The sequence below is a fragment of the Nocardioides malaquae genome (assembly GCF_015070385.1).
Classification (GTDB): Bacteria; Actinomycetota; Actinomycetes; order Propionibacteriales; family Nocardioidaceae; genus Nocardioides; species Nocardioides malaquae.
This window is the reverse complement of the sequence record NZ_JADCSA010000571.1, coordinates 1-262: the sequence shown is the minus strand read 5'-3', so window position 1 is coordinate 262 and position 262 is coordinate 1. Positions and strand designations below refer to the sequence as shown.

The 262-nt window shown below is 42.4% G+C and carries 1 protein-coding gene; it reads right to left on the bottom strand.

The features are described from left to right. Nucleotides 1-262 (bottom strand): urocanase-related protein (locus IEQ44_RS18675; RefSeq protein WP_498371231.1); only part of this gene is annotated, 262 nt, incomplete at both ends.

The following is a 262-nucleotide window of genomic DNA, read 5'->3' as shown; positions in this document are numbered from 1 at the left end:
AAATAACATATTTTTAAGTTTAGCCTCTGCTTCCGGGGTACCATCTAAAACCATTCCGAAACCTCCATTCATAACTTCACCCCAGCCTACGCCTCCTCCATTGTGTATAGACACCCAGGTGGCTCCTCTAAAGCTATCACCAATAACATTATGAATAGCCATATCGGCGGTAAATTTACTTCCATCGTAAATATTAGATGTTTCACGATATGGTGAATCGGTTCCACTAACATCGTGGTGATCACGACCTAAAACCACTGGG